Source organism: Aquibacillus saliphilus (assembly GCF_020404745.1).
Lineage (GTDB): Bacteria > Bacillota > Bacilli > Bacillales > Amphibacillaceae > Aquibacillus > Aquibacillus saliphilus.
The window spans coordinates 19,698-45,930 of the sequence record NZ_JAIZAP010000019.1 but is presented as its reverse complement, the minus strand read 5'-3'; the positions used below and the strand labels follow the sequence as shown (position 1 = coordinate 45,930).

At 36.9% G+C, this 26,233-nt stretch carries 21 protein-coding genes and 1 riboswitch; of the genes, 5 read left to right on the top strand and 16 right to left on the bottom strand.

All coding sequences use genetic code 11. The features are described from left to right. Window positions 1-85: 85 nt before the first annotated feature. Complete coding sequence (locus LD272_RS17235; protein WP_226037846.1) at window positions 86-1,282, top strand: cation:proton antiporter; 1,197 nt, start codon at window positions 86-88, stop codon at window positions 1,280-1,282. A 389-nt stretch (window positions 1,283-1,671) separates the two neighbouring features. Here LD272_RS17235 and LD272_RS17230 read toward each other — a convergent pair whose 3' ends face one another. The 10 genes from LD272_RS17230 to LD272_RS17185 all read right to left on the bottom strand — a co-directional run bounded on the left by LD272_RS17230 (window position 1,672) and on the right by LD272_RS17185 (window position 12,798). Next, a complete protein-coding gene (locus tag LD272_RS17230) occupies window positions 1,672-2,955 on the bottom strand; it encodes a CapA family protein (protein ID WP_226037845.1) in 1,284 nt (427 codons plus the stop codon). Window positions 2,956-2,988: 33 nt separating this feature from the next. Continuing rightward, window positions 2,989-3,735, bottom strand: a complete 747-nt coding sequence (nfsA, locus tag LD272_RS17225) for an oxygen-insensitive NADPH nitroreductase (protein WP_226037844.1) — start codon at window positions 3,733-3,735, stop codon at window positions 2,989-2,991. Next, window positions 3,732-5,153 carry an allantoinase AllB gene (gene allB, locus LD272_RS17220; protein ID WP_226037843.1) on the bottom strand — a complete coding sequence of 474 codons (1,422 nt, stop codon included), beginning with the start codon at window positions 5,151-5,153 and terminating at the stop codon, window positions 3,732-3,734. Before allB ends, nfsA begins: the two co-directional genes overlap by 4 nt. Window positions 5,154-5,174: 21 nt before the next feature. Beyond that, window positions 5,175-6,089 (bottom strand): dihydroorotate dehydrogenase, encoded by a 915-nt coding sequence (locus LD272_RS17215; protein ID WP_226037842.1) that lies wholly within the window; start codon window positions 6,087-6,089, stop codon window positions 5,175-5,177. Beyond that, entirely contained in the window at window positions 6,086-6,868 is a 783-nt protein-coding gene (locus LD272_RS17210; protein ID WP_226037841.1) for a dihydroorotate dehydrogenase electron transfer subunit, read from the bottom strand. The genes LD272_RS17215 and LD272_RS17210 overlap by 4 nt, the downstream gene beginning before the upstream one ends. Then, entirely contained in the window at window positions 6,865-8,124 is a 1,260-nt protein-coding gene (locus tag LD272_RS17205) for a M20 family metallo-hydrolase (RefSeq protein ID WP_226037840.1), read from the bottom strand. Before LD272_RS17205 ends, LD272_RS17210 begins: the two co-directional genes overlap by 4 nt. 90 nt (window positions 8,125-8,214) lie before the next feature. Next, a complete protein-coding gene (locus LD272_RS17200; RefSeq protein WP_226037839.1) occupies window positions 8,215-9,822 on the bottom strand; it encodes a PucR family transcriptional regulator in 1,608 nt (535 codons plus the stop codon). An 18-nt stretch (window positions 9,823-9,840) separates the two neighbouring features. Beyond that, window positions 9,841-11,115 (bottom strand): TRAP transporter large permease, encoded by a 1,275-nt coding sequence (locus tag LD272_RS17195; RefSeq protein WP_226037838.1) that lies wholly within the window; start codon window positions 11,113-11,115, stop codon window positions 9,841-9,843. 12 nt (window positions 11,116-11,127) lie between these two features. Next, entirely contained in the window at window positions 11,128-11,619 is a 492-nt protein-coding gene (locus tag LD272_RS17190; RefSeq protein WP_226037837.1) for a TRAP transporter small permease, read from the bottom strand. A 90-nt stretch (window positions 11,620-11,709) separates the two neighbouring features. Further along, window positions 11,710-12,798, bottom strand: coding sequence for a TRAP transporter substrate-binding protein (locus LD272_RS17185; protein ID WP_226037836.1), 1,089 nt, complete (start codon window positions 12,796-12,798; stop codon window positions 11,710-11,712). Window positions 12,799-13,233: 435 nt separating this feature from the next. Between LD272_RS17185 and LD272_RS17180 the strand changes: the two genes are divergently transcribed. The 3 genes from LD272_RS17180 to LD272_RS17170 all read left to right on the top strand — a co-directional run bounded on the left by LD272_RS17180 (window position 13,234) and on the right by LD272_RS17170 (window position 15,329). Continuing rightward, entirely contained in the window at window positions 13,234-13,422 is a 189-nt protein-coding gene (locus LD272_RS17180) for a hypothetical protein (RefSeq protein ID WP_226037835.1), read from the top strand. Window positions 13,423-13,743: 321 nt separating this feature from the next. Beyond that, the gene (locus LD272_RS17175) at window positions 13,744-14,364 is read left to right on the top strand and encodes a DUF3298 and DUF4163 domain-containing protein (protein WP_226037834.1); all 621 of its coding nucleotides are present in this window, start codon (window positions 13,744-13,746) and stop codon (window positions 14,362-14,364) included. Window positions 14,365-14,801: 437 nt separating this feature from the next. Continuing rightward, the gene (locus LD272_RS17170) at window positions 14,802-15,329 is read left to right on the top strand and encodes a sigma-70 family RNA polymerase sigma factor (RefSeq protein WP_226037833.1); all 528 of its coding nucleotides are present in this window, start codon (window positions 14,802-14,804) and stop codon (window positions 15,327-15,329) included. A gap of 208 nt (window positions 15,330-15,537) precedes the next feature. On the opposite strand, the gene LD272_RS17165 is transcribed toward LD272_RS17170, so the two are convergent. The 5 genes from LD272_RS17165 to LD272_RS17145 form a co-directional block, all read right to left on the bottom strand. Next, window positions 15,538-16,689, bottom strand: a complete 1,152-nt coding sequence (locus LD272_RS17165) for an alpha-hydroxy-acid oxidizing protein (protein WP_226037832.1) — start codon at window positions 16,687-16,689, stop codon at window positions 15,538-15,540. 12 nt (window positions 16,690-16,701) lie between these two features. Next, window positions 16,702-17,373 carry a methionine ABC transporter permease gene (locus LD272_RS17160; RefSeq protein WP_226037831.1) on the bottom strand — a complete coding sequence of 224 codons (672 nt, stop codon included), beginning with the start codon at window positions 17,371-17,373 and terminating at the stop codon, window positions 16,702-16,704. Then, entirely contained in the window at window positions 17,348-18,385 is a 1,038-nt protein-coding gene (locus LD272_RS17155) for a methionine ABC transporter ATP-binding protein (RefSeq protein ID WP_226037830.1), read from the bottom strand. Before LD272_RS17155 ends, LD272_RS17160 begins: the two co-directional genes overlap by 26 nt. 63 nt (window positions 18,386-18,448) lie before the next feature. Further along, a complete protein-coding gene (locus LD272_RS17150; RefSeq protein ID WP_226037829.1) occupies window positions 18,449-19,258 on the bottom strand; it encodes a MetQ/NlpA family ABC transporter substrate-binding protein in 810 nt (269 codons plus the stop codon). Between the two features lie 182 nt (window positions 19,259-19,440). Beyond that, window positions 19,441-19,555: riboswitch (SAM riboswitch) on the bottom strand. 204 nt (window positions 19,556-19,759) lie between these two features. Further along, window positions 19,760-24,937, bottom strand: coding sequence for an ATP-binding sensor histidine kinase (locus tag LD272_RS17145; protein WP_226037828.1), 5,178 nt, complete (start codon window positions 24,935-24,937; stop codon window positions 19,760-19,762). 106 nt (window positions 24,938-25,043) lie between these two features. On the opposite strand from LD272_RS17145, the gene LD272_RS17140 reads away from it, so the two are divergent. After that, entirely contained in the window at window positions 25,044-25,205 is a 162-nt protein-coding gene (locus tag LD272_RS17140) for an anti-repressor SinI family protein (protein WP_226037827.1), read from the top strand. On the opposite strand, the gene LD272_RS17135 is transcribed toward LD272_RS17140, so the two are convergent. Further along, window positions 25,183-25,899 (bottom strand): response regulator transcription factor, encoded by a 717-nt coding sequence (locus LD272_RS17135; protein WP_226037826.1) that lies wholly within the window; start codon window positions 25,897-25,899, stop codon window positions 25,183-25,185. The two genes, LD272_RS17140 and LD272_RS17135, sit on opposite strands and share 23 nt — an antisense overlap. Between the last annotated feature and the right edge of the window lie 334 nt (window positions 25,900-26,233).

Genomic DNA, 26,233 nt, shown 5'->3' with positions numbered 1-26,233 from the left:
GGATTTGTTACTGTTGTTAAAATACAAACACTCAATACTAAAATTATAGTTAAAAATTCCAATTTGACAAAAAGGAGAATTCCCTTTGGACATTGCACAAATTATTTGGCTCTTATTAATTGGTTATCTTATTTTTTCGATTGATAAAAAACAAGAAAATTTCCCTGTTCCGACTATTCTAGTGTTACTGGGAATAGGGTTATCGTTTATTCCTTATTTTTCCTCAATAGAGTTAACTGGAGAGATTATTTATAACATATTCTTACCTTCACTACTGTTTGTTTCTGCTTATCAATTTCCACCGAAAGCATTTAAAGAGAATGCCGGAATCATTCTAATCTTAGCAACCCTTGGGTTACTTATAACTGTGGCATTAATGGGTGGAGTTATTTTTGTATTAGGAAATATTTATACATCTTTATCATTACTCGGTGCGTTGATTCTCGCTTCGATTTTAACACCTACCGATCCTGTTTCCGTTGTTTCAATACTTAAAAAATCTTCCGGTGGTGATGAAAAAACCGCAGCAATTGTTGAAGGGGAATCGATGATGAATGATGGAACAAGCATTGTTGTATTCACCGTGCTCACGGGTATGTTATCCAATCAGGAATCGGTTTCTGTGCTATCGTTTATTAATGAATTTTTATTTGTTTCCGTTGGTGGTGCATTACTTGGAGTAGTCTTTGGCTGGCTGATGAGTAAAGGCGTTCATTATACCCACCATAAAGAGTATCAGGTCATGCTTAGCATTGTATTAGCCTATGGTATTTTTCATCTCGCAGAATTTATCGGTGTATCTGGTGTACTTGCAACAGTATCCGCTGGAATAATATTATCTTTTGAGTATGGCCGTACAATAAAAGAAGATCATTTTAAGGAAGCATTAAATGGGTTCTGGGGAATTGTTGAATTATCTATTTTATCGTTAGTTTTTTTAATAATTGGAATTGAAGCAACCCAATATTTACTATTTGATGGCTGGTTGTTTGCGATTGTTATATTTATCGTTTCCTTGATCATTCGCTTCTTTCTTATTATTGGTACAACAAGACTCTTTCCACACTTACGCAAACAAATCCATTGGCAAAAATCATTACTCATTTCATGGGCTGGCTTAAAAGGAACGATGTCGATCTTTTTAATTCTAACTTTACATTCCAAATACACCAATAGTGCAGAAGTAGATTGGATTGTCTCGTTATCATTCGCAGTTGTTATGCTTTCACTAGTAATACAAAGCTTTGGGATTTACCCGTTATCAAAAAAATTAATCAAGTGAGTCAATTTCATAATTACACTATCAAGCCATATCCCCTGTTGGCGGTAAATAAGTATTATCAAATAAATTAAAGCAAGTCTATTAATCCAACAATTATTAACTACACCCAGCAGTTGATAAACCAATAAGTTGGGGATCGCCAACTGCAAATGGCCTGCTCGACCTGAGTTCGTTATCATTAGTTGACCCTATAGAAGTTCTAAAAAAGGCTACACCTGAATTTGTGTAACCTTTTTTTAGATGGGGCATCTATTCTATTTCATGCAGCTTCTACTAACACTCTTCCATATGATGAAACGATAGCTTAATTCACTAAATTGAGCTGGGTGAGAAGCTGAATCTAGCTTCTCCTCTATTACGCTCAACTCTTCCGCTATCAAAAATTTTATTCACAGGATAATATAGCCTTTGTTATCTTCAATAGTAATTTCTGTTCCAAACTGCTTAGACAAGGTCTGAAGGCGTTCTAAAACCGTATTATCTTCAGATAGAACTGGCCATCCTTTTTTGTATCTCGGTTGATCAAATCCTAATTCGATTGGTAGGAAAGTAATTTTCGTTACCTTTTCATCTTCCCAGTCCAATTGAACAATCACTGATTCCCATACAAATGGATTAACTCCCAATCCCTTTTTTCCATTATCACTTCGAGCATCGTAACCATCCGCTACAGATGCTTCTGGGTCGAGGCCATATTTAGTAAAAAAGTCTCTTGGTAAATGTTCTACTGAATCATTTTGGAATATAAAGTTTCCTAGACTATAAAAAATCGGTTTGCCCTGATATATTTCTACACCCCGCACAACATGTGGTCCATGACCAATAATACAGTGGGCACCTTCATCAATACATCTTCTAGCAGCCTCTTGAAAAAAATCAGCAGGCTGATTCTTATCCACTTCATTCATTTCATGAGAATGCAAACTTACCACGACATAATCGGATTGACGATTTGCTGTTTTTATCGACCGAACAAGTCTGTCCATATCTTCAGCTAACGGAACTCGTTTCTGATACGTCCTGTCAGCTACTTTAAATTGTTTACCCGCAAAGGAGAATTCATCTTCTTTTTGTTCAGTTGAGAATCCCTCTTTACGGTTTAGCTCTTCATCAGCATCAAGGTGAGTTTGTTCGGATATTGATTTTAATGTTTGGAATTGATGTTTAGTCACGTAATTTATCTCTTTATAACGAAGTGGATTTACTCCTGGTCTACCCTGAACATAGGGCGTGCCATCTGCAGCTATCCAATTGGATTGAAACGTAGAGGTAGCACCTATTAAGGAAACTCTAGCCTTGTTCGTTTCTATGTATCTAGGCTCTGAGGCAGCTGTTAGTGTCTGCCCCGTTCCAGCATGAATAAGACCGCGTTTATTTAACTCCCGTTCTGTTGCTAATAAACCACCATACAAGTAATCCATTGTATGATTGGTTGCCCAATTATACAGATTAAACCCGTAAAATTGTAAATCATCCAATACACCAGGATCAGCCATTGCCCATGTACCGCCGCTAAATGGGGATGGATATCCTTCACAGTGATGAGTAGTAATCTCCAAATTGGTAAATCGTACGTCACTTTGTTCAAATAACCGCTTCAGCTCTATTGCATTCTTGTTTTCGGCTGGTAATCTGCGTGCTATAAAACTATCACCAGTAGCAATCATTTTCATCTTTCGTCACTCCAATTCCACGAGGCTACCAAATTATTTTAAGGAGAAACCTTGATCTTTAATGAATTTAGTTAATTTGGCTCTCCGAACCTTCGAAAAGTAAACAGACATTTGTTTACCCCAACCATCCGTTTTTTTACCATTTGTTCTATTCGTATAGTAATCCTCAGTAATATGCTCATATTTGGCAAGGTCGACATTCAAATTGTCTGTTTGATAGTACTCTTCATGATAAATGGATGATTTGGTAATTCTCGGCTTTTGCCACGGGTGTTGATCTGGATAACCAACACACATACCCATAATCGGCAATGTCCATTTAGGAAGTTTTAATAGCTTGGCAACTTCTTCAGCCTCATTGCGAATCCCACCAATCATCACCCCACCTAGACCATGAGAACGTGCTGATAATAAAAAGTTTTCTGCTACTAATGCCGTGTCAACTGATCCTATTAACAGATTTTCTGTTTCTTCTATCTCGAAGCTTGTCTGATAAGCCGAGCTAATCACAGCGTGTCGATAAAAATCCATTACAAAAACAAAGAAGACTGGACATTGACTAATATAGGATTGGTTTCCACAAAGCTTATCTAATTTTTCTTTTGTTTGCTGGTTACGAATACAAATGATACTGTACGATTGAACGTTATGAGAAGACGGTGCCCACCTAGCACACTCCACTAAATCATCAATAATGGACTGGGGCACAACTTTAGACTGAAAACGCCTGATAGAACGATGACTTTTGATTAAGCTTCTTAGTTGTTCATTGGCATTCATGATGAGTGCACACCAGGCGAGTGATTTACCGGTGTTACGAGCTTACCATACCCTTTTTCACCTACGATAATGCCGTCTTTCATAATTGTTTTACCACGCACAATCGTTTGGATTGGCATACCAGTTACTTTAAAGCCATCAAATGCTGTTACCTTACTTTTACTATGAAGATTCTCCCGTTTAATTACAGACTTCTTTTTCATATCTACTATCGTGAAATCCGCATCAGCACCAATTTGGATAGCACCTTTTCTCGGATAGACATCAAATAGCTTAGCTGGTTCTTCAGCAAGTAGCCTAACGATATCGGTAATTTCAATTTTTCCTTCATTAACTGCATTTAACATAAGAGGTACCATCGATTCAACGCCACACATTCCAGCAGGGATAGACCACAAATCTCCATCTTTTTCTTCTTCTGTATGCGGTGCATGATCAGAGCAGACATGAGAAATCGTCCCATCAGCAATCCCTTTCCAAATAGCGTCTTGGTCTTTCTTATATTTCACAGGAGGATATACTTTCATTTGCGGTCCGACTTTCTCATAATCTTCATCAGATAAAAATAAATAATGTGGACATGTTTCTACTGTCACCGGAACGCCTTGTTGCTTGGCTTCTCTAACGGCCTCAACCGCTTCTTTTGAACTAACATGTAATACGTGGAATCTTACACCTGTAGCTTTCGCCATCTCAATTCCCTTTTTGACGGTAAGAACCTCTACTAAATTCGGTCTACCTTTTAGTAAATCTTGATAAGTTCTACCACCTTGTTTTTCTACACGAGCCGTAAGTTTCTGTATAAGTTCATTACTCTCTGCATGAACAGCAAAAATCTTACCAGTCTTAGCAACCTCTTCCATCATTTCATATACTTCACCATCATCAAACGGAGGAATAACATTGTCCATACCAGGTTTGTAATTATACATTAATTGAAAGGTTTCTTTATGAACTGCATAGCCCCAGAAGAATTTAAAGCCAATTACTCCTTTTTCATGTAATTCTTTGATGTTAGTGTTATTTAAAGAACCGATACAAATAGCCCATAATCCAAAATCAACATAGGCTTTTGCCTGAAGGTTTTCTTTTTGATTGTCAAAATTCTTCCCATTACTGACAGGCGGCGTTGTATTAGGCATTTCAAATATAGTAGTAATTCCACCCGCTGCTGCTGCCTGTGACGAATAGGAAAAATCTTCTTTGTACGTTGGTCCTGGATCCCTAGAGTGTACATGTGTATCAATTAATCCAGGTAATAGATAGTTACCACCTACATCAATCTGTTCGTTCACATCCCCTGCTAGGATTTCACTGGTTATAGCACCAATTTTCCCATTTTTTACATATACGTCCGCTTTGTATATATCTGTTCCACTTACGATTGTTCCATTCTTAATTTTCAAATCCCAAATCATGTTAATATCCTCCCAGCTGTTTTAAACGATTACTGAACCGACTAATTCGTTAATGTCATCAATATCATGCTCTATTAAATAAGTCTCAATTTCATTTAAAATATCCGTTAATGCAGTTGGATGAATAAAACTAGCAGTACCTACTTGAACTGCACTTGCACCTGCAATAATCATCTCGAGAGCATCTCTTCCATTCATGATGCCACCACATCCAATAATTGGAAGGGAACTAACTTGAGCCACTTGATAAATCATACGCACGATAATCGGTTTAACTGCAGGTCCAGAAAATCCTCCCATTACATTACCAATTAATGGTCTTTTCGAATCAACATCGATTGCCATCGCAAGCAAGGTATTGGCAACATTAAGCGCATCTGCTCCGCCTTTTTCAGCAGCTATTGCTATTTCTTGAATACTAGTTACGTTTGGAGTAAGTTTTGCTATTAAAGGCAGTTCGGTAACCTGCCTAACTTCAGAAATGAGTTTGTTCGTTACGCTTTTATCCATACCAAATGCGCTACCATCCCCTTTAAGGTTTGGACAGGAGATATTGAGTTCCAAAGCGCTTACGCTGCCGTTGTTCCCTAAAATTGTAGACATTTCTACAAATTCTTCAATTGAATCAGCCGATATACTAGCTATTAAAGGAGGTTCAAATGTATCAAAGGAAGGAATAATAGTACTTAGAAAATAATCGATTCCCTTACTCTGAATACCAATCGAATTAATCATTCCAGCTGTTGTTTCACATACTCGCGGTTTTGCGTTACCTGGTTGTGGGTATTTGGTTATACTTTTAGGAAGGATAGCACCTAATTGATTAAAATCAATCGCATCTTGCATTTCGACACCGAATGCACCTGATGCTGGCATAACAGGATTTTTTAATGTTAGCGTGCCAATTTTCACTTCTGTATTAAGTTTTTTCATCATTCGATGACCACCTTCCGTAATGGAAACACTGGCCCCTCGATACATACACGAACAGATTTAGTAACATCTCCATCCATCACATCACAGACACAGGCAAAGCATGCACCCATAGCACAACCCATGTGTTCCTCCAATGCAATTTGACCTGGAATATCATAATTGGTCGACATTTCTTGTGCCAGTTTAGATAGTCTTCGGGAACCACAAGTATAAATACAGTCAATTTTGTATTTTCCGAAAATTTCGTTAGTGATTATACTTTGTACATTTGTCACATCACTTGTTCCATCTTCTTCTGTCACTTTATAGACATCTGCTCCAAAACCCTCTAAGAACTCCGCCGCTAATAAATCCTCTTTCGTTCTTGCGGAAAGAATTGCAACACAATGAATTTGTTTATTATAAGCAGCTTGTGCGACGGCTGCTAATGTTGCAACACCAACACCTCTAGCAACAAGCAAAATTGTTTTCATTGATGAATCAATCTGAAATCCATTACCTAAAGGTCCCATTAAATCGATTGTGTCACCTTGTTCGATCGTTGTCATTTCAGTTGTTCCTTTACCCTTAACAAGATACAGAAATTCTGTTGTGTGTTCATTAATTCTATATACACTAAGCGGACGTCTTAAGAAAGGTGTGTACTTGTCTGCACACCTTATTTGAAAGAACTGTCCCGGTTCAACAGATTGGTCTAGCATAGACGTATTGACAATCATATGCCAATAGCGATTACTAACCTGCTGGTTTAAAAGCACTGGTGCCTTATATTGTTTCATTTTTGAACCTTCCCTTCCTTGACACTAGCGAGTCGGAGGACAGATTTTTCTAGTACATCCACCCCTCGTACGATATCACTAAGAGGTGTATATTCTGCCGGATTGTGACTAATTCCTTTTTGAGAAGGGATAAAAATTAAACCAGTCGGACAAATTAGTTGCATATTCATCGCATCATGCCCTGCACCACTAGGCATGCTTAACGGTTCAATGGATAAATCTTCACAAGCTAACTCTAATACTTGTTGAATATCTTTATCTAAAAGAATTGGGGTTTCATCACTTAGAATTTCAGTAGTTGTAACGATACCTTTATCTTGTTCTAACTGTTTAATTTTTTTATCTAATTTGGATATAATTCGCTTTTTCGATTGCATATCTAATCCTCGTATATCCACTTTATATAAAACACTGTCCGGGACAACATTCATTGCGCCCGGAAAAACATCGAATATTCCTACCGTTGCGACCGTTTTGTATTTCATTTCTTTTTTAGCAGCTTCTTCGATGGTTACTATCTGTTTTGCAGCAGCAACTAAAGCATCTTTTCTGTGTTCCATTGATGTTGTTCCAGAGTGAGAAGCCATTCCTTTAACCAAAACATTTAGCCTTGTAGGCGCAGCAATTCCTGTAGCGATTGCGATTTGTTTGTTTTGTTGTTCTAATTCAGGTCCTTGTTCAATATGCAATTCAATAAAAGCTCGAAGCTCATCCTTGTAGCGTTTCGCTTTAGCTAGTTTTTCTATTTGATATCCTGAGTTTTTCATCGCATCGGTTAAATAGACACCTTTTTTGTCTGTTACCTTCGCGATTGATTGTCGGGATAACTCTCCTGCCATTGCCTTGCTGCCAATCGTCGAGATCCCAAATCGAGAAGATTCTTCAGAAACAAAACAAATGACTTCAATTGGATATTCCGTTTCGATACGGCTATCGTTCAAACGACGAATTACCTCTAATCCAGCTACTATACCTGCTGTTCCATCATATTTCCCACCGTTGTAAACCGTATCTAAATGTGAGCCTATGGCAATAGCAGGGGCATCTTTAATAGAACCCTCTCTTCTAGCAATGACGTTACCAACCTCATCAACTCTTACAGACATTCCCTCTTTTGAACAGAATTCCGCAAAGAGATCTTGAACTTGTTTTTCCTCAAATGTATAGGCCAATCGTTGCATCCCTTCACTTGTTACCCCAATAGAATTAAATGCTTCTAATGTTGCTTGAATTCTATTCATTGATTGCTCTTGCATAACACTCACCCTTTAGTTTTTCTTCTATCTATTTTCTCAAATATTCCATTCACTTTCTTTGTCTGGTGAGACATTAATGCTTTTAGTTTTTCATCTAAATCGATAATCATTTTTTATGAAATTATGAATTTTTAAACCTATTTGTAAATTTAGTTTATCTTCCGAGTTTCTAATATTAAGATTCGATAATGTTTTAATTCTTTGCAAACGATACTTCATCGTATTTATGTGAATAAAGAGTTCCTTAGCCGTTTTTGATAAGGATTCATTATTATTAAAATAAGTCTGCAGCGAGTGTACTAATTCCAAATCGTGATAATTATCATATTCAATTAAATTACCAATTGTTTCTTGATAAAATTCTTTAATTTCAGAAGTACTCTGCACTTCAGCTAATAAACGGTAAAAACCTAAGTCTTCATAATAGATGATTGATTTGCCGCCATATAAGGTTCGTCCTAAAATTACAGCTTGATTTGCTTGTTGATGACCAATTCGAATGTCGTTAACACTATTGGCTACACGCCCTATACCTAAATATACATCAGGAACCTTTCTTTTCATTTCCTTATAGATGGTCTGGAAATCTTGGTCGATTCTTTCTTTGTTCTTATTTGCTGACGGATAAAGCAAGAAGACATTATTTTGCATCGCACCAACAATGACATCTTTGTCAAACTTATAGCATAACAACTCTAAATAGCTAACTAAGTCAGCAATAAATGTTATGCCTTTTTCACCTTTACTAAATTGAATCGAAAGGAAAATGTATTTTTTGTAAATATCAAAGCCATACATCTCCCCTTTTTCTAGCATAGATGGTTCGTGTTGAATCTGAGAAAACAATAACTCTCTAAAAAAATCGCTTTTGTATTGTTGTTCCAATTCATAAGCTGCTTTTTTTCTCATGAATTCAAAAGATAGAATCGTTGTAGCCCTTGCTAAGATCGCTAAATCAACCTCAACAAATTCTGTCTCTGTTCCAATACTTGTGATTGCTCCAAATATTCTTCCCTCCATCATTACCGGTGCAATGATACAGTCTTGTTCTACATTTAATGTATTGTTCCATCTTTTCATTCGAATAGGTCGTTGAATCATTTCTAGTTCTCTCTGCTGTTCTTCAGTTAAAGGTTCTAAGTCATAACTAGGAGGTGCCGTTTCAAAATACGGGACAAAGCTTTCTATGTTTATATCACATTTCATTAAATGCGTAAGGGTTTCAGTGAATTGCTGCGTTCCCCATTTATTCAGCTTAAGTTCATCAAGTAATTTATAAGCTTGATCTAGGTCCTCTTGCAATACGACCTTTTCATCAAAAATTACATTCATTACTGGTGACAAAATGTCTAAATAACTAACCTCTTCTGGTATTTCAATAATTGGAAATTCATACTTATTCGCTTCATCCAGAATTAATTGAGGAATATCATCAATAAAACGATGTGGTTTTATCGCTAAAGCTGATGTTCCCTTTTCGTGGAGACTCTTTACTAAATTGTTCATTGCTTTTTCGTCATCTTTTATCGGGTATAAACTTGTTATTAATAGCTCTTGACCCTTTAACCAATGAACAATATCAGGAACTTCCATAATGGTAACGTATCTCAACGAACAATCTAACCCTTGATGTCCCGCAACAACCCTACACTTCCTAAGGCCTCCAATTTTCAATGCTTGTCTCAATGTAATTGTCATTTATACCCCCACCAATGATTACTCAAGTAAATTAACTAGAAATAAAGAACTTTCCGGAATATACGTAATGATTAATAAAGCAACGATGTTAACTGCGAAAAACCGCATTAATCCCGGTAACATCTGAACCATATTTAATTTTGAAATCGTTTGAGTTACAAAGATATTTATTCCAAACGGAGGTGTGTACATCCCGATAGCTAAATTAGCAATCATTATTACACCTAAGTGTACTGGATCCACTCCCATCGACATAGCTGTAGGAAAAATTAATGGCGCGAGAATTGTAATGGCCGCTACCCCCTCCATAAACATCCCAAGGACAAGTAGAACAACGTTGATAAGTAACAGAAATAGCACCGTAGACTCAATATTTTCAGTTATAAAGGTTGCGATTTGCTGCGGCACGCCGCCACGAGTCAAAATCCATCCAAGCACCTGAGCTGCAGCAACTAAAACTAACACTTGTGCCGTAGTAGTTGCCGAATCAACTAATACTTTATAAAAGCTTTTCCAATTCATTTCTTTATAAATAACAACACTAACAAATAGTGCATATACCGCAGATACCCCTGCCGCCTCAGTAGGAGAGAAAATACCTGAATAAATGCCGCCTAGTATAATGACTGGAATCAGTAACGCCCAGAATGCACTAGTTGTAGCGTCAAATAATTCTTTACCTGAGGCCCGTTGATCTTTTTCGATATTATTTTTCTTCGCATAATAATAGATATAAATAATGGAAGAGAGACCATATATCACTCCAGCCCCAATTCCTGCTATAAATAGACTACCAACCGAAACACCTGTTACCGACCCAAATATAATTAATGTTATACTCGGAGGAATGATGAGGGAAACTGCACCAGCCGATGCTAGCAACCCTGATGCGAATGCTTTATCATACTTCTTCTTAATTAATTCTGGATACATAATTTTACCGATTGCGATAACCGTTGCAGGACTTGAACCCGATAGAGCACCAAAAAACATACTAGAAACCTGCGTAGTCATGGCAAGTCCACCGGTAATATGTCCGACTAAAGCACTTGACCACCTAAGAATTCGCTTAGAAAGTCCGCCAACATCCATAATATTTGCAGCTAAAATAAAGAATGGTAGAGCCATTAGCGCAAACTGATCTAACCCTCCAAATAAACGCTGAATTAAGATCATTGGTTGAATATCCGTTGTAAGTGTAACCGCCATAAATGATGATAAACCTAACGCAACGTAAATGGGGGTACTAACGAATAGCAAGATGATTATTAAAATAAGTAATACCGAAACCATAATATCTGCCCCCTATTCTTCAACCACATTGGGTTTTGAGTTGAATTGTTTATTTCTTATAAGCTGGATGGTTTGAATCAACAAATGGACTAAGGATAAGGCTGAACCAACTGGTATTGCTAGATAAACGTAATAAAGTGGAATTTGTAAGGAAGGCGTAATCTGTCCTGTATTTTGAGTGAACAACACCAATTCGATGCTGTACCTGATTAAGAATACCATAAAGACAATACAGATCAGATTAACGAATAGTTGTAACCCTTTTTTTGTTTTTCCTTTTAAAAGATCCATCAAAAAGTCTACACCTACGTGCATCCCTTTCCTAAAACATACACTGGCGCCAATAAAGGTAATCCAGATCATCACGTAACGAATGAACTCTTCCGCCCAACTTCTATTCGCTGAAAAACCAAACCGAAGGACAATATTGACAAACAACAGTACCGTTACAACTAGTAACCCCATTGCGATGATAACTTCCTCTACTTTTTTTAATCGTTCCATAGGATCCTCCCTAACATTTTACTCAGTAAAAGAGAAATAATAGGTAGTATAAGGGACCACCCAGAAGGAAGCCCCTTAACTTTTTCCCTATTATTCTGTTACTTCATCCACTTTATCGTAGATTTTTTGTAGCAATTCTTTTTGTGAGTCTGTATTATAATATTCTTCATGGACAGGGTATGATGCTTCACGGAAAGCTTCAATTTCTTCTGTTGTCAATTGATAATAAGTGACACCTGAGTCCTTGATCGCTTGTCGGTATTCATCCTCAGTAGACGCTAATGCTTCACGCGCTGCATTTCTTGCATCTAACTCAGACTCAACAATGACATCTTTTACAGAAGCTGGCAGTCCGTCGAACCAAGACTGATTTGCCATTAATGCGTATGTCATCCCCCCGTGGTAACTCTCAATAATTGTATTTTGAACCTCATGATAGTTATTCAAGAAAATTGTTTGTAATGGGTTTTCTTGACCATCAACGATTCCTTGTTGTAATGAATTGTATAGTTCTGCATAAGGAACAGGAATTGGATTTCCTCCCCAAGTTTCATATTGCGCCAATAGAATTGGCGATTCCATCGTTCTCATTGCAACTCCTTTAAAATCAGAAGGTTGATGAATTTCAACATCATTTGTTGTGAATAATTTATATCCTCCTGGCCAGAAGCCTAACCCTTTAAATCCTCCTTGCTCTAACGTTCCTAACAACTCATCTCCGACTTCACTATCAAGCACTTCATACATATCTTCTGTATCGACAGGAAATATGTATGGAAGGTCAACAGCCTTAATATCATCAACAAATGGAGAAACAACAGCAGTAGGCTGCATCGTAATATCAATTTCACCAATTTGCGTTCCCTCAACTTGCTCTCTCAAACTTCCAAGCTGTAATGCAGGAAATAGTTCAACTGTTACTTTCCCATCTGTTTTTTCTTCAACGAGCTCTTTGAACTTTAAAGCACCTGTATGTTCTGGGCTGTCAATCGGTTGGTTATGACTAAATGTTATCGTTACCGGATCATAGCTCTCTTCTTCTGAAGAACCCTCACTCGCTGCGTCATCATTAGATTCATTAGCATCACCAGCACTGTCATCTGAATCACCACACGCCGCAAGTACTAATACTAAAAGGATAGAAATAAAAAACATCGACATAAACTTCTTTTTGAACATGATAAGCCCCCTAATTTTTATGTTTACATAATTTTTTAGTGCGTTACTCTTTGTTCCTATTAATCTATTTTACCTAAATTTTCAGACAATATCTTTGTCCGTTTAGACTAAAGGTTTATAAAAAAATTTATAGATTACAACAATGACAGATGGAAAATCATCTTTGTTTTCGTGTTAGGTTTCCTGACATCCAAAGTTAAATTATTAAGGAACCTTGTTATAGTGGTGTTTTATCAGTTTCGTTTTATTACTAATTCTAGTTGAAATATTCTGAAAACCGAATTATACTATTTATTGTACAACAAGTTCGTCGAAAAGAGACATATTTTTTATTGTCTTTTTTGACAATAGCGTCTTTTTTCTCTTCAGACTTTTTAACATCTCCTATTATAGGAGCTAAACAAAGACTTTAAAATAATAGGAAGGATTGATTATATGGGTGCAACTAATAAAGTTAAAGCATTTAAAGAACTATTTGAACTCGTTATTTTTTATTCTGAAAATAGAGATCTACCTGTCGATCCCGATTTCAACTTTTTTAAAGAAGTCGAATTTTACTGTAACCAGTTAGATTTAAACTACGAAGAATTTAAAGAAACTTTTGAATTGAAGGATTTCTTTTAACCCTATCCACACAAGTCTACGTTCAACGAATCATTTTTAAAAATAAAACTAAAAAGTAGTAGCTAGCACTCCGTGTGTTGGCTACTACTTTTTAGTATGGAGCTATAATTATATTTGACAGCACCTTAATCAAGAAACTGATCTATTTTCACGCATAAGGAAGAACAACTATAATCAGTAAAATATCTCCGCTACTTCAGTAACAAACCGTAAAACACTTTATATATCAGGAAGTTTTATTAATTTAAAAGATCTTTGTCCTAGGAACCCATTTATTTTTCAAGAATAGGATAGGTTACCAACCAATAAGGGTGATTTACTATGTCTACGGATTTACCAGTCTGGATTGAAACAGTTAAGATTAGCTACGGACCTAATAAAACAGTACGATTCCCCAGGGTAATTGGTATGCATGACCAACAATTTGAAAGATATATTAATCAGGCCATTATTAATCAAACGCAGCAATTGATAAACGAACAAGTCGGGAACATGCCCACTACTGTAGAGGAAATGATTGGATCCTATCAAATTAAGAATAACCAACGCCAGGTTCTGAGCTTATCACTCTCCAATTACACATATCATCACCAGGCTGCTCATGGGATGACGTATATTAAGTCGTTAACATTCGACCTACAAAAAAGAACGAAGGTTGAACTAAAAGATTTATTCAAACCAGGAAGTGATTATATCAACCGAGTTTCCACATTAATTCGTGCGCAAATCGAGCAACGAGACATTCAACTTCTCGACACTTTCACAACCATTGAACCCAATCAAGATTTTTATATCGCCGACAAAACGCTTGTGATCTACTTTCAACTCTACGATATAACTCCTTATGTATTTGGATTCCCGATGTTTCCAATTTCTGTATATGAATTACAGGATATTATTGACGAAAAAGGACCACTCGGCCGACTGGGTGTAAATAATTAATCAGCCTCATTAATAGAAATTATGTGAAATGATCTATTATTGTCTCATGCAGGCTAACGACTGCTATAAAGGCGAAAAGTTACGTGTTTGGGGCGAATCTTTGCTCTTTTGGGGCGAATAAATGTGTGTTTGGGGCGAATCATTTACTATTAGGGTTGAATTCATCCATTTTTCAGGCGAATCAACTTGGGGAGACTCACTTTCTATCAACTTTGAATCACTCACAGGTTATACTTTCAGTTAAAACCTATCAAACTTCAAGTATCTCCCACCCAAACCCCCATTTTTTTGTCCATTTTGCAATTATGGACAAAATTTCGCACCTAAAGACCCGAGAAACTTAAAGTATCTCGACATGAATTTAGCTCAGGATTAAACTATTCTAAATCTACCGACGGAATACATGATAAAGGCGCCCTTATAAAAAAGAGGCAACAATGGTAGAGATCAAGTCAAATTATTTCAATGATATATTAAAAGCACACGAAAAGATCATCTTTCATTTAATTAACAGACTAGGAATTCGCGACCCCGACAAAGAATTTTACCAAGAAGGCGTAATCGCAATGTGGCGAGCAGTTGAAACTTACGATGAAACCCGCGGCAAATTTTCAAGTTATGCCTATTTTCTAATTGAAAAAGCATTACTTAGTTTAATACGGCAACGAAACCGGCAATCGGAAAAAGATAACCTATACTTGGACAACCTTTCAAACTATGACAGACAAGTATCATCCGCTCTTGAACTAGAATTTGACCCATATCTACTAGAAAGAATTAAACGCGTTCTAACTGACAATCAAATGAAATGGTTTACCTTATATGTGCTGGAGGATTTACCGGTTAAAGAGATTGCAATGAAAGAAGATGTGACTGAAGATGCAGTTAAAAACTGGGGAAGACGAGCAAAACCAAAGCTTAGAGTTTTATTGAAAAGCGATCAAGACGAATTACAGCTTAATTAATAAGAAAAGCGCAAGCGCCTTGTTAGCCCCGACAAGCTTAAGTCGAACCTCTATGTGGCGATTCTTGCCACATAGAGGTTTGACTTAAGACCTCGAGGGGCTAGGCGCTGGAGCTAGACATTGAAGCGGAAAATCTTATACTTTCTTACCTCTGAACAAAAGGAAGAGCACCATAAACGATGCTCTTCCTTTTATTCTATCTATTTACTTATTCACGTACCAACAAGCTGGGATCAAGGTCAGAAATTGTTCTCTTTCCTGCTGTTGCAAGTGAGATGTCGATGTCAGTCAGAAAATGATCAAGCACTTCTGCTACACCTTCTTCGCCGTTTATGCCGAGGCCATAAACGTATGGGCGGCCAAGTAGCACAGCATCAGCGCCTAAAGCAATCGCTTTTATCACATCGGGACCTCGACGAATACCACTGTCAAGAAGTACAGGAATCTGACCGTTCACTTCCTTAACTACTCCCGGTAGCGCGTCTAGTGAAGAGATCACACCATCTAGTTGCCTGCCACCATGATTTGATACAATCAAGCCTTCAACGCCATATTCCATTGCCTTTTTAGCATCGTTTGGATGCAAAACCCCTTTTAGAATAATTGGTAGATTGGTATGTTTTTTAATAAATGCAAGATCGTCCCATGATAGCTTCGGCTGAAAGGTAATCTTAAGTAGCTCTTCAATTGCAGCTGCCCTATTTTGTTCTGGCGATTCCTCAAGACGACTTCGAAAGATCGGATCTTTAAAATAATTTCCAGAGCCGAATCCCTCACGGACAGGGAAAAATTGATTCGTTAAATCTGCTTCCCTGAACCCTAATACGGGCGAATCAATTGTAATGACTAATGCAGAATAGCCAGCTTTTTCTGCCCTTTGCACGAAACTAACCGTCAACTCTTCGTCCGTACTCCAATACAGCTGGAACCATTTAGGTGAATCGCCAAGCTCACCTGCAATCTCCTCTAACGAATAACTTGAAACAGTGCTCACGACATAAGGCACTTGTCTTTTTTTCGCGGCTCTAGCAACGGCTAATTCCCCGTCTGGATGGGCTGCACCCAAATGACCAACTGGCGCGAGCAAAAATGGCATCTTAAATGTATCGCCTAATAGTGATACAGATAAATCACGCGTTGATACGTCATTTAAAAACTCGGGCAGTATTTTCCATTTTTTAAATGCTTGCTCGTTACTAGTTAGCGTTTCTTCGTTGCCTGACCCACTATTGATATACGTAAAAACATGATGACTAAGATACTTTTTAGCTTGTATTTCTAAATCAGAATAACGATAGATGGGTGAAATTAAACTGCTATTTTCACTAGATGAAATTGGACTTTTAATTTCATTCGACATCAAAATCCACCTCTAATCCTTCTTAAGTTTCGCAGCAGCAAAGTTACCAATTGATTGCAGACCTTGAACAAGGATAATCAATATCGCTACAGTTACATACATAACGCTAGGCTCGTAGCGCAGGTGTCCAAAACGATATGCCAAGTCTCCTAAACCGCCTGCCCCAACTAAACCTGCCATTGCTGTGGCACCAATTAAACCAATCGTGGCAATCGTTAAACCTAAGATAATGGACGGCTTTGCTTCACGAACCATAACATTCCAAATAATATCCTTCGTTTTAATTCCCATTGCTTCATAGGCCTCGAGTACTCCTCGATCAACCTCAAGCAGAGAATTTTCCATCAGTCTGGCAATGTATGGTGCCGTAAACACAACGAGCGGAACAATTACACCTTGGACTCCGATGGTTGTGCCGACAATAAATTTAGTAAATGGAAGAATGAAGAACAATAAAATGATAAAAGGTACAGATCGAATAATATTAATGATGACGTTTAAAAATCCGAGTAAATACTTGTTATCAAGACTCTTGCCTGGTCTTGTTAAAACGAGTAACACACCAAGCGGTAGTCCAATAAGCACTGAAATAATTAGCGAAATCGAAACCATTTGAAACGTTTCAATAAGTGCTTCCCATAAGTACGGAGTCCATTCCTCAAGAAATGCGTTTATCTTGCTCATACTTCATCACCTCTTCTGTTTGAATCCCTTGATTTTCTAAGAAGTTAATTGCTTTTTGTGTTTCACTTTCTTCTCCTTTAAAATGAACAAGCAAACTTCCAAAAGGCTCACTTTTTAATTGCGTAATATTTCCAGATAAAATATTGGGATAGACATCAAATTTCTTAGCAACCACAGCTAATGCTGGTTCTTCTGAGGAGTGCCCAGTGAATTTGAGAGAAATAATTTTGCCAGTCTCGCTTAAAGACCCAATCACGTCATCTGAGAGTTGATGATTGAAGATACTGTTAACAAATTTTTTGGTTGTTCCATGCTTTGGAGCTGTGAATACTTCAATTGTTTCCCCTTGTTCAACGATTTCCCCATTTTCCATTACAGCAACACCATCACATATGCGTTGGATAACATGCATTTCATGTGTAATTAACAAAATCGTGATACCAAATTCCTTATTAATTTTTAACAGTAAATCTAGAATCGAATCCGTTGTATCCGGGTCAAGTGCACTGGTTGCTTCATCACTTAACAATACATCCGGTTCATGAGAAAGTGCTCTTGCAATCGCAACACGCTGCTTTTGTCCACCAGATAATTGTGCTGGGAAAGCATCTTGTTTATCGGTAAGACCTACAATAGCCAAGTAACGGTCAACACGTTCCTTTATATCACTTTTTGGTACACCTGTTAGCTTTAACGGAATCGCAATATTATCATAAACAGTTGCTGTTTTAAGTAAATTGAACCCTTGAAAAATCATGCCAATTTTCCTTCTTGCTTGTAATAATCCAGCAGCAGATAGTGAGGTAATGTCAGTTCCATCAATACTTACCGTACCAGAGTCCGGTTTTTCAAGTAGATTGACACAACGAATTAATGTACTTTTCCCTGCCCCACTATAGCCAATCACGCCAAAAATTTCACCTTTTTGAACCTCAAGCGAAACATCTTTTAAGGCATCAATTTGACCATTTTTAGTTTTATATGTCTTTGAAAAATGATTGATTTTTATCACTTTAATCTCTCCTCTCCTAAAAAAGAAGGAAGAGCCGCGATTCGCGACTCATACCATATCTTATTACCAAGATGTAACTACTGATCCTCCAAAGTTATCTTCAACAAACTGTTTAACTTCATCGGAATGGTACGCATTTATTAACGTGTCGACAACTGGATCATCTTTATTTTCAGAGCGAACAACTATCAGATTTACCCATGGTGAATCTCCTGGCTCAATGACAATCGCGTCTTCTGTTGGAACATATCCTGCTTCCATTGCATAGTTGGTATTAATTGCCGCAGCTGTTAATTCACCGAGCTGACGAGGAATTTGAGCAGCTTCTAGTTCAATAAACTCTACGCCTACCTTATTTTCTTCAATATCCTTTATTGAAGCATTTGCACCCACATCTTCTTTCAATGTAATCAGGCCTGCTTGCTCGAACAAGATTAGCGCACGTGCACCATTAGTAGGATCATTTGGAAGTCCAACCTTATCGCCTTCTTGTAATTCACTTACTTCAGTAATCTGTTCTGAATAAAAACCCATTGGGAAGTTTACTGTAGGAGCAACATCGACAAGGTCAAGCTCACGATCACTTACCATTTGGTCTAAAAATGGCTTGTGCTGGTAACTGTTAACGTCAAGATCACCTTCAGCTAACGCTGTATTTGGTGTAATATAATCACTGATTACTTCAATTTCAATTTCCAAACCATCTTCCGCTGCAACTTCCTTCACTTTTTCCATAATCTCTTCATGCGGTCCAGCAGTTACACCAATTTTTAATTTATCTTCACTTAATGCTTGTGTTTCTTCATCCCCACCACACGCTGTAATTATTGTTAATAAAAGAACTGCTGATAATAACCCTAGTATTTTTTTCATTATTTATCTCCCTCTACTGTTTTATTTTTTATCTGTTTCATTTACAAATAGGATAAATACAAATAATTGCTAATCGCCTTGACCCTTACGCTTATTACACCCCCTTAGGATAGATGAATAAAATAAAAAGCCTCTCCGTAAAAATGGAGAGGCTTTATCAATTAAAAAAGACAAATTATCCTCTCTCATCTTTCAAAACAACTTAGTTGCTTTGCAGGAATTAGCACCTTTTTTCACATAAGTAAAAACGGTTGCCGGGCTTCACAGGGCCTGTCCCTCTGCCACTCTTTATAAGAGATTTATTTATTAAATTATCAAACAATTATAGCTATAAATTAAATAGTTAATTATCTTTCTGAAAGACTAGTGTAATTCTAATGGATTATATCCAAAGTGTCAACAGATTATTTAGATAATTCTTTCTTTTTTAAAAAGTTTTTAAAAATCCTGCTAAACATTCCTTAATTAAACTCCCCTTTAGCCTACAGCCCCATCGCACGGTTAAAATACTTTTAGCGAAAAACTAAATGTAGCTCCGGATCCTTCTTTACTATTAACCCAAATTTTTCCGTTATGGGCTTCGATAATTTCCTTAACTATTGATAGTCCTAACCCATGCCCTTGTTGTTTTTTTTGATTATAGTTCGTATAAAAACGATCAAATACATAAGCGATCTCAGATGCTTTAATTCCACTACCTTGGTCTTCCACTGAAAATATCGCTTCACTAGTATTTTCTAATGACAAGCTAATTTGGATTGTACCTTTTTCGGAATTTTTTATTGCATTTGATACTAAATTATCCAACACTTGCTCAATCCGTTGAATATCTACTTCGACCACTGGAAAGTCTTCTTCACTATAGGGGTCAATTTCGAACTGGTAATTTAGACCGGCTTTATTTATTTCTAATTCAAATTGGCTGCATAACTGGTTGAACAACTGATCAACTGGTACAATTTCCATTGAAAAAGAAGTATTTCCAGATTCCAACTGAGCTAAATCAAATAAATCTTGAACAAGATTATTTAATAATGTGATTCGCCGTTTAATCACATGTATATAATTCATTTGCTGCTCAGAGTTATCGACTAATCCATTTAAGATAGCATCAACATATCCTTGTATAGTCGCAATTGGCGAACGTAGATCATGGGAAATATTGGATAGTAACTTACTTCTTAGCTGTTCCGATTCAAACAGCGACTTATTCACTTCGGTAAGATTTCGATTTGCCTCATTTAACATCATTGTTCGACTACTTATTTTATCTTCTAAATTGGCATATAAATAGGCATTCTCAATCGATGTTGCTGCTTGTGATGCTAACATGGTAAGAAGGGCAATACTATCGTTTGTAAATACATCAGTGGCCTGATTGTTCTCTAAGTATAATACCCCAGTTACATTTTGCTGGTAGATTATCGGCAGACAAAGTACTGATTTAGCCAGTTTCTCACTAATATATCGATCCTCTGTAAACACACCTTTTCTCGCCGCATCAGCTAACACAATTGCTTCTTTCGTATGAGCAACATAATGAACAAGTGGTTCAGAATAATTCCTTAGGTCACTAGACTGTTCGTTGTTCTCATGAACTAGCACATCCCCGTTCATATAACTTGATGCAGCGAGTTGAAGTCCCCCGTCTCTTGTTAGGAAAAGATGAGCATGCTCCCCTCCAGCACTTGTTAGCACAATATGCATTAACTTCTTAAGCAACTTAGTTAAGATTATCTCTCCAGAAATAACCCCAGCTGCCTCGAAAATAGTATTAATATCTAATGATTGGTTTTCCATTTCAATCGTTGCTGCCGTTTCTTGGTTAGATTCTCCGAGGAGTTCTGGATGCTTTTGACTAATATCATAAGCAATCCGTTTTGCTCCCCAAAACCGGTAGCTATGATAGGCATCGACCAAATAGGTCTTAGCTGATTTTGGTAAGTTTTTATCTAGGTAATAGTTTGCTGCACACTCACTCGCTAGTGCTGCATCCTGCATGTAACCATTCTCTTCCGCCAAACGAATGGCCCTGTTGTATAGGTGAATCGCCTCGTTATTTCCTTCAACACGTGCCAATTCACCTTTTACTAGTAAATACTTATGCAAATAGTTAGTTGGCGAATGATTTGCCCAATTTTCCAATTTGGCAAGCTTTTTTTTGATTTTCGCTTTTCCTTGGTTGATTGATAGCGATCCTTTTTGCATAAATTTTGCCAACCACAATGCATGATAAAAATAGTAGTCAGGTGCAATCACAAGAATGAGTATGTCGTCAACTAGCGATTCTAGTTTCTCCATAATAGTCAACGCTTGTTCTTCATTCTTAAACAAATAAGTCATTTGCAGTCTAATTGTATAGTGAATAATAACGGCGGATGGGTCGTCAGTAAATGTTGGAAAGTTCCAGATCACCTTTTTATCTTTATCAGCTAAAACTTCAATCCAGTTGATTACTTCACCGAGAAAATCATTGGATAGTGCGTATTCATTTTGATTTGCAAAATCAATTTGGCGTTTAATTCCATCTGATACATCTTCTAAATTTTCTCCTTTAATAAAAAGAATCAAACCGATAAATGCACTACTTGCGCCTGCAAGGTGAAGGTTACCCGACTCAATACATAACTTCTGCGATCGTTCTAAATACTCAAGATTATAACTAATGTGCTTTTTCCAATGATTTACAAAGCTAGCAAATACAAAATATACTCTTGCCTTTAAGCTATTATCCTGATATTTTTCAACATGCTCAATTGCTAGTTTGCCAAATTGATAACTGACATCATAATCATTAAATCCTGCACTCAATGTCAGCGCATAATTATTGTAAACAAGAGCAGTTATATCCATATCCCCATGCCTAAGAGTCAACCTGAGTGCCCGTAACATTAAGATCGTTGCTAGGTTTTGATTGAAATGATACGTTGGTGCATTTGTATTAATTAAAGTTCGCATAATTAACTTTAAATCCTTATCTTTTACCGTAGGGAGTTTTAGTAAATCCACATTCTTCTTCTGCTTAAGCGCAATTTGCGTCAGCATATATTCTTTTGCAATATCCAGCTTGTTTGGGTTTCGTTTGAAATTCCAATTGAATAGGCTTAATCCGTCAAGTCCAGCCTCTGTTGCTTTTTCAACCTGATGAATGTGGGTATATAACATAATTTTCAAATCATAAATACGTAGCTTTTCAAGATTTGAGTTCGCATGTCCAAGTGTTTCATCAAATGTCGCTTCCGCTTCTTCAAATAGATGGTTCAAATATTGTGACTCTCCAAGTCCAATCATAATTTTAAATGTTGCATCATAATGGACTTTATCCCATTTCGCTTCTGGTAGTAGCTCTTTTCCTATTGTAAAAAAATGTAGTGCTGACTCCTTTGCCGCTCTATTTTTCGCCCTTTCTCCCGCTAAGTAATTCCATTTAACTAGTTCAAGCTTTTTTTGGTTAGGTAACAGGTGCCGGCTATAGTTCAAATGGTTAACAAAATCAAAAATATGTTCCTCAATTTCTTGGCTATCATAATGCTTTAAAAGTTCCAAACCGATCTGCAAATGATTTTCTCCCCGGTCCTTGGTAGATAAACGCATATAAAAGGCTTGTTGAACCTTGTCATGTAAAAAATAATAGATTGGCGGATGTTCATCCAAGAGGGTCAAGTTTTCATTTGGATAGACCCATTTGTAACTTGCATCTAGCGGAACAATTAACCCTTCCTCTAACCCTTGCCATAGATTTACAGCTAGTTGATGATAGCTTTTTCCGGTAATTCTTGCTAGCGAGCTAAGGTCAAACCGATTACCAAAACACGAAGCAAGTTGCAGTGTAACGATTGTTTCTTCAGGCAATCTATTAATTCTTTTTAATATAAAATCAATGATTGTTTCATTAATAGGAATCTGTTTTAAAGATTCTATATGAAGGTTCCATTTTTCTTCAACCGAGTCATAAGAAATAATCCCCTCATGTTGAAGTGACTGAAATACTTGTGTAATAAAAAATGGATTTCCTTGTGTTATCCGAAAAATGAGATCCTCTAAAAATACCGCTTCTGATTCTTTAATAGACAGCGTCTCTTTAATCCACTCACCTATGTGTTGATTACTCAAATGATCAACTTGAATATGAGAAACTGCTACTTCTTTTGACTTTAAGTTTTTCAACATTAATTCAAGGGGATGACCAAGATAGATTTCGTTGTCACGATAGGAGCCAATAACAAGTAAATGTTGTTTGTCTGTGGTTGTTACCAAGTGTTCAATTAAATCAAGACTAGCATCATCCGCCCACTGCAAGTCATCAAGAAACAAAACGAGGGGATGTTCCTCTTTTGCAAAGATGCCGACAAATTTTCTAATGGCTTGTCTAAACCGATTATGTACGCCACCAGGTGGTAACTCAGGCACCTCAGCTTGAGGACCAATTAACCATTTCACTTCGGGAATAAAATTAGCAATTACTGCCGAATAAGGAGCTAACTCCTGTTTAACCATTCGACCCCATTTTTCAACACTCTCTTCGCCTTCAGACATAATATGTCTCATCAACCCTTGAAACGCTTGAATTATCGGGGCGTACGGTATTTCTTTCTCTAACTGTACAAACTTACCGGAAACAAAATACCCTTTTTCACGAACTAATGGTTTATGTAGTTCATTTATGAGCGCTGTCTTGCCTATACCTGAAGGACCATTTACAAATAAGCACTCCGATCCGTTATTTCTAACACGGTCAAATTGTTCGATTAGTTGATTAACTTCTGTTTCTCTACCATATAACCTACTTGCTCTTTCATCGAATCTTACAGTGTCTTTTTCTTTTAACTTAAATGGACTAATCTCTCCAAACTCGTTAACCTGACGTAAACATGTATCTAGATCTTCCTTTAAGCCCCCAGCACTTTGATACCGAGATTCTGGCATTTTCTCTAAAAGTGTCATAATTATAGTTGAAATAGTTGTTGGAATGTTGTCATCTATCTCGCTAGGAGCGATTGGTACTCTAGCTAAATGGGCATGAATTACCTCAGCAGGGTGCTCAGCTTGAAATGGCAGCCTTCCTGTTACAAGTTGATAGAAAATAACTCCCAACGAATAGAGATCAGCTCGATTATCCAGAAATCTATTCATCCGGCCTGTCTGTTCTGGTGCCATGTAAAAAACACGTTCTTTTAACTGAAAAGGACTTTCATTTGGATATTGTGTCTCTGTTGAAAGATGCGTAGATTGATGGAATCCTGTTAATTTAACGTCATCCATTTTATGATTTAGGAGAATATTCTGAGGTTGAAGGGATTTATGGATAACATGTGCTTGATGTAGCATCGATACAATACTAGAAATTCGAATTGCTACCTTTAAAAAGTCCTTTACATGTAAACTCGATTGCTTTAGCAAATCTGCTAAAGTTACCCCAGTAAACAATTCCGTCACTAAATAGATCTGATTCCCGTATCTCTCCAGTTTTATCGGTTGAAGCACAAAGTTACTTGCCAATTCTTTTGTAACATGGAAATCATGGACAACTTCAGCATGATTTTGGGGTCGTTTTGTATCTTTGTTTATTTTCTTAATACCTACTACTTTCTGATCGCTTATTGAGTAAGCCTTATACAGTGTCCATAATTTATTTTCAATCAGCTTATCTACTACTTGATAACCTGGTAACTTAAGCAAAGAATCACCCTCTTCTTATTTAAATTTAATGTGAAATTTAACAAAACTTTAACTCGACTTTAAGTTGATCGGCTATGATTGGGATAGGAGACAAGGGGGAATGAAATTGAGTAATAAAAATTCAACTAATCCTCACCGCCATTATGATGAGGATTGGCTAGATTTAATGTTGTTGGCAAAAAAAGCTGGATTAACTACTACTGAAGTACGTCGTTTTCTAGAGCAAAAAGAACTAAAAAAGAAATCTACTGATCTAAAAGTCCATTAAATTTGTAACCGATTCCACGCAGTGTTTGTAGATACTTGGGATTTTCTGGACTTATCTCAATTTTTTTTCGAATATTGCTAATATGGACCATTACCGTACGATAATCTCCTAGACTATTTTCATCCCAAATTAAGTCAAACAATTGCTCCACATTATATACACGCCCAGGGTTACGTGCCATTAAGCACAATAAATGGTATTCTTTTGCAGACAATTTCACTTCAAAACCGTTTACAAAAACCTGTGCACTTTCTAACTTAATTACTAAACCAGGGTAGATAATTTCATGTTCTGACAGTTTAGAAAATGGTCGCTCGTGTTGGTGTACACGGGCTCTACGTAAATGTGCTTTTACCTTCGCAACAATTACAGGCATGCTAGTCGTTTTAGGTATGTAGTCGTCTCCACCAATTCCAAGACCCACTATTTCATCGATATCTTCATTCTTTGAACTAAAAAACAGGATTGGTACCTCTGTTTTTTTTCGAATGATTTGGCACAACTCAAAGCCATCTAGATTAGGCATCATTATATCTAAAATAATCAGATCAATTTCATTTTTATCGACGATATCGATTGCCTCAATCCCGTCCCACGTTGCAAAAACAGTAAAACCATTCTTTTTCAAAAAAAGTTCCAAAAGGTCTCGCATATCTTTATCATCATCAACAAGTAATATCTGCTCACTCGCCATACTCTTCCTCCTACATAAAATTCCAACTAAAGGGTAAATCTATGAAGTGTATTGTATAAAATTCATAATTTTGTAAAAATTCAGAAATAAGTTAATTGGTGACTATTATACTATATATTTACATTATATTACACTTATCCGACAATTCTACACACTTATCTAGTTATTTTGCATTAAACTTTCACCCAAAATTTTCAAATAAGAAAAGCGCAGACGCCTTCTTATCCTCGACAAGCTTAAATCAAGCCTCTATGTGTTGCTTTTTGTCACAAAGATGCTCGACTTAAGACCTCAGGAGGATAGGCGCTGGAGCTAGACACCCGAGCACCAATTC

Bases quoted from the DNA above. Each gene is read 5' to 3' on its own strand.
- LD272_RS17230 (WP_226037845.1), bottom strand. From the start codon at position 2,955: ATGAAAATGATTGCTACTGGTGATAGTTTTATAGCACGCAGATTACCA.
- nfsA (WP_226037844.1), bottom strand. From the start codon at position 3,735: ATGAATGCCAATGAACAACTAAGAAGCTTAATCAAAAGTCATCGTTCT.
- allB (WP_226037843.1), bottom strand. From the start codon at position 5,153: ATGATTTGGGATTTGAAAATTAAGAATGGAACAATCGTAAGTGGAACA.
- LD272_RS17215 (WP_226037842.1), bottom strand. From the start codon at position 6,089: ATGATGAAAAAACTTAATACAGAAGTGAAAATTGGCACGCTAACATTA.
- LD272_RS17210 (WP_226037841.1), bottom strand. From the start codon at position 6,868: ATGAAACAATATAAGGCACCAGTGCTTTTAAACCAGCAGGTTAGTAAT.
- LD272_RS17205 (WP_226037840.1), bottom strand. From the start codon at position 8,124: ATGCAAGAGCAATCAATGAATAGAATTCAAGCAACATTAGAAGCATTT.
- LD272_RS17200 (WP_226037839.1), bottom strand. From the start codon at position 9,822: ATGACAATTACATTGAGACAAGCATTGAAAATTGGAGGCCTTAGGAAG.
- LD272_RS17195 (WP_226037838.1), bottom strand. From the start codon at position 11,115: ATGGTTTCGGTATTACTTATTTTAATAATCATCTTGCTATTCGTTAGT.
- LD272_RS17190 (WP_226037837.1), bottom strand. From the start codon at position 11,619: ATGGAACGATTAAAAAAAGTAGAGGAAGTTATCATCGCAATGGGGTTA.
- LD272_RS17185 (WP_226037836.1), bottom strand. From the start codon at position 12,798: ATGTTCAAAAAGAAGTTTATGTCGATGTTTTTTATTTCTATCCTTTTA.
- LD272_RS17180 (WP_226037835.1), top strand. From the start codon at position 13,234: ATGGGTGCAACTAATAAAGTTAAAGCATTTAAAGAACTATTTGAACTC.
- LD272_RS17175 (WP_226037834.1), top strand. From the start codon at position 13,744: ATGTCTACGGATTTACCAGTCTGGATTGAAACAGTTAAGATTAGCTAC.
- LD272_RS17170 (WP_226037833.1), top strand. From the start codon at position 14,802: ATGGTAGAGATCAAGTCAAATTATTTCAATGATATATTAAAAGCACAC.
- LD272_RS17165 (WP_226037832.1), bottom strand. From the start codon at position 16,689: ATGTCGAATGAAATTAAAAGTCCAATTTCATCTAGTGAAAATAGCAGT.
- LD272_RS17160 (WP_226037831.1), bottom strand. From the start codon at position 17,373: ATGAGCAAGATAAACGCATTTCTTGAGGAATGGACTCCGTACTTATGG.
- LD272_RS17150 (WP_226037829.1), bottom strand. From the start codon at position 19,258: ATGAAAAAAATACTAGGGTTATTATCAGCAGTTCTTTTATTAACAATA.
- LD272_RS17135 (WP_226037826.1), bottom strand. From the start codon at position 25,899: ATGGCGAGTGAGCAGATATTACTTGTTGATGATGATAAAGATATGCGA.